This is a genomic window from Leuconostoc sp. (assembly GCF_965300815.1).
In genome coordinates, this window is sequence record NZ_CBDKZH010000134.1 from 1 (window position 1) to 3,069 (window position 3,069).

Sequence of the window (3,069 nt, forward strand, 5' to 3'; positions counted from 1 at the left end):
CATTTGCTTGCAATGTGTAAAATATTTTCATATAATAAGAGTGTAGTAAAAATACAAAAAACATAAGAGGTATGTAAACCATGAAGTTTGCGATGATCGGCCTTGGTAAGATGGGCTTGAACTTGGTAAAGAACGCCGTTGATAACGGCCATGAAGTTGTTGCGTTCGATTTGAACCCTGAATTTGTTCGCGAAGCAACTGAATACTCACCAGCTGTTGAAGGCGCAACTGACATTGACGACATGTTGTCAAAGTTGCCTTCACCAAAGATTGTTTGGGTAATGGTACCAGCTGGTGCCCCAACAAACTCAACAATCGACACATTGATTGAAAAGATGGACAAGGGCGACATAATCATCGATGGTGGTAACTCTAACTACAAGGACAACTTGGAACAAAACAAGCGTACAACTGCTGCTGGTATCAAGCTCTTCGATGCCGGAACTTCTGGTGGTATGAACGGTGCCCGTAACGGTGGTAACTTCATGATCGGTGGCGATGACGCCGAAGCTTGGAAGACAATCGAACCATTGTTCAACTCACTTGCTGAAGAAGATGGTTACTTGTACACAGGTCGTTTGGGTTCAGGTCACTACTTGAAGATGGTCCACAATGGTATCGAATATGGTATGATGCAAGCCATCGCCGAAGGTTTCGATGTTTTGGAAGCGTCACAATTCGACTACGACTACGAAGCAGTTGCTAAGTTGTGGAACCACGGCTCAGTTATCCGCTCATGGTTGATGGAATTGGCTGAAGAACAATTCGCTAAGGATCCTAAGTTGGATGCAATCGCTGGTCGTATGCACTCATCTGGTGAAGGTAAGTGGACTGTTGAAGAATCATTGGATCTTGAAGTACCAGCACCTGTTATCTACTTGTCACTTGCTATGCGTTACCGTTCATTGCAAGATGACACATTTACAGGTAAGGTTGTTTCAGCTTTGCGTAACGGCTTCGGTGGTCACGCAATGGATTCAGTAAAGTAATTAACTTTTAACCTGCTCAATCTTTTTGAACAGATAGCTCCCGCTAGGGAGCTTTTTCTGTATCTGCACAAGTTGTTGAACGATTATCATTGATATATGAGGGAAAACTATGGATTATATGATTGGCGTCGATTTGGGCACAACATCAACAAAAGCGGTGTTGTTTGATGATCGCAATCAAGTTGTTGCCAGTGCTAATAAAGGCTACAAACTGTATCGCGATGCGCCTGATATGGCTGAAGAAGATTTGGATGAAATTTTTGAGGCCTTGATTGATGCCTTAAGTGAAGTGGTTCGCGCAGCAAAGTTACAAGGTGACGATAAAATTGCTGCTGTATCGTTCTCATCAGCGATGCATTCGCTGATTGCCTTCGATCAAGATTGGCAACCGTTAACACGGGTTATCACTTGGGCAGATACGCGGGCGGTCAAATACACGGAAGAGTTGAAGGCGACCGGCTTAGGACAAGAGATTTATAGTCAGACGGGGACACCCATTCACCCAATGGCACCCTTGTCGAAATTGCTGTGGTTGAGAGCAGAACACGCTGACATCTTTAACCAAGCAGCCCATTATATGGGGATTAAAGAGTATTTGTTCCACCGACTTTTTGGGACTAACAAAATGGATATTTCGTTAGCTTCTGGGACTGGCTTGTTTAATATCTTTAAGTTAGATTGGGATGAACAAGCGTTGGCGGTGACAGGGATTACGAAAGCGCAACTGCCAACACCAGTTGAACCTTATGAATATGAAACGACCATGGCGCCTGAATATGCTGCGGTAATTGGGATTCCGGCTGATACACCGTTTGTTTATGGGGCTGGAGATGGGCCATTATCAAATCTTGGTGTCAATGCGGTGAAGCCTGGCGTTGCCGCGATTACCATTGGCACATCTGGTGCCATTCGGGTGGTATCAGATCAACCAGTGATTGATCCAAAAGGGCGTACCTTTACGTATGCCTTAGACAAGGGTCATTGGGTTGTTGGTGGGCCAGTAAACAATGGTGGAGATGTCTTCCGTTGGGCGCGTGACAATATGTTTGATGCAGAAAAATCAACGGCCGCATTATTAGGTGTCGACGCCTATGATTTGATGACACAAATTGCCGCCCGTGTGCCAGCGGGTTCTGACGGGTTAATTTTCCATCCGTATTTAGGTGGCGAACGCGCACCGATTTGGGATGCTAATGCTCGAGGGTCATTCTTTGGTTTAAATCATGGGCATACACGGGCGCATATGTTGCGTTCAGTTCTTGAAGGCATTACCTTTAACGTTTATATGGTGAGTTTGGCTTTGGAAGAAGTTGTGGGTGATTTAAAGGCCATTCAAGCAACTGGTGGCTTTGCTCGTTCACCATTATGGCGACAAATGTTTGCTGATATCTTTGAACAACCGGTCACGGTACCAGAAGCGTTTGAATCTGGTTCATTGGCAGCCGTGATTGTGGCACAAAAAGCCTTAGGTTTGATTGATGATTTATATGACATTGAACAATATGTCGGCACAGCTAATACGTACCAACCAATGCCAGAAAACTTTGAAGCTTATCGTGAATTAGCGCCAATTTTCATCCGTTTATCACGGCAATTGCAAACGGAATATGACAGTATTGCAACTTACCAGCGAAAACATACAAAATCATAATTTGTGGTATTATCGGCGTAATGAACAGGTTTTTATCAACGCTAGTGACCATATCATTGAAAACAGAATATATCATTCTGTTTTTTTATTGACACTAATATTAGAAAATGTTAATATTATTTGGTAACTTTGTAACCTTTGGAGGGATAGATTCATGTCGGATTCAAAACCGAAGACTGGCTGGCTGCATAAAGCAAGCCCCGCAAGTTTTTCACATAGCGATGCACATTTGCACAAAACACTAGGTGTCAAAGACATGTTAGCGTTGGGTGTGGGGACAATTGTGTCAACTGCTATTTTCACATTACCAGGGATTGTTGCGGCGGATCATGCCGGACCTGCTGTCGCCATTTCATTTGTGATTGCTGCCATTGTGTCAGGACTTGCAGCCTTTGCGTATGCCGAATTTGCGTCCGCATTACCATTTGC

2 protein-coding genes and 1 pseudogene are annotated in these 3,069 nt (G+C 44.1%); all 3 read left to right on the forward strand.

The genetic code is table 11. The features are described from left to right. Nucleotides 1–80 precede the first annotated feature (80 nt). On the forward strand, nucleotides 81–989 hold the full coding sequence (gene gnd / locus ACW12G_RS07235; protein ID WP_455647634.1) for a phosphogluconate dehydrogenase (NAD(+)-dependent, decarboxylating): 909 nt from the start codon (nucleotides 81–83) through the stop codon (nucleotides 987–989). A gap of 109 nt (nucleotides 990–1,098) precedes the next feature. After that, nucleotides 1,099–2,640 (forward strand): gluconokinase, encoded by a 1,542-nt coding sequence (gene gntK, locus ACW12G_RS07240; RefSeq protein WP_455647635.1) that lies wholly within the window; start codon nucleotides 1,099–1,101, stop codon nucleotides 2,638–2,640. Between the two features lie 154 nt (nucleotides 2,641–2,794). Beyond that, a pseudogene (locus ACW12G_RS07245) lies at nucleotides 2,795–3,069 on the forward strand (amino acid permease); the annotation flags it as partial.

Bases quoted from the DNA above. Each gene is read 5' to 3' on its own strand.
- gntK (WP_455647635.1), top strand. From the start codon at position 1,099: ATGGATTATATGATTGGCGTCGATTTGGGCACAACATCAACAAAAGCG.
- gnd (WP_455647634.1), top strand. From the start codon at position 81: ATGAAGTTTGCGATGATCGGCCTTGGTAAGATGGGCTTGAACTTGGTA.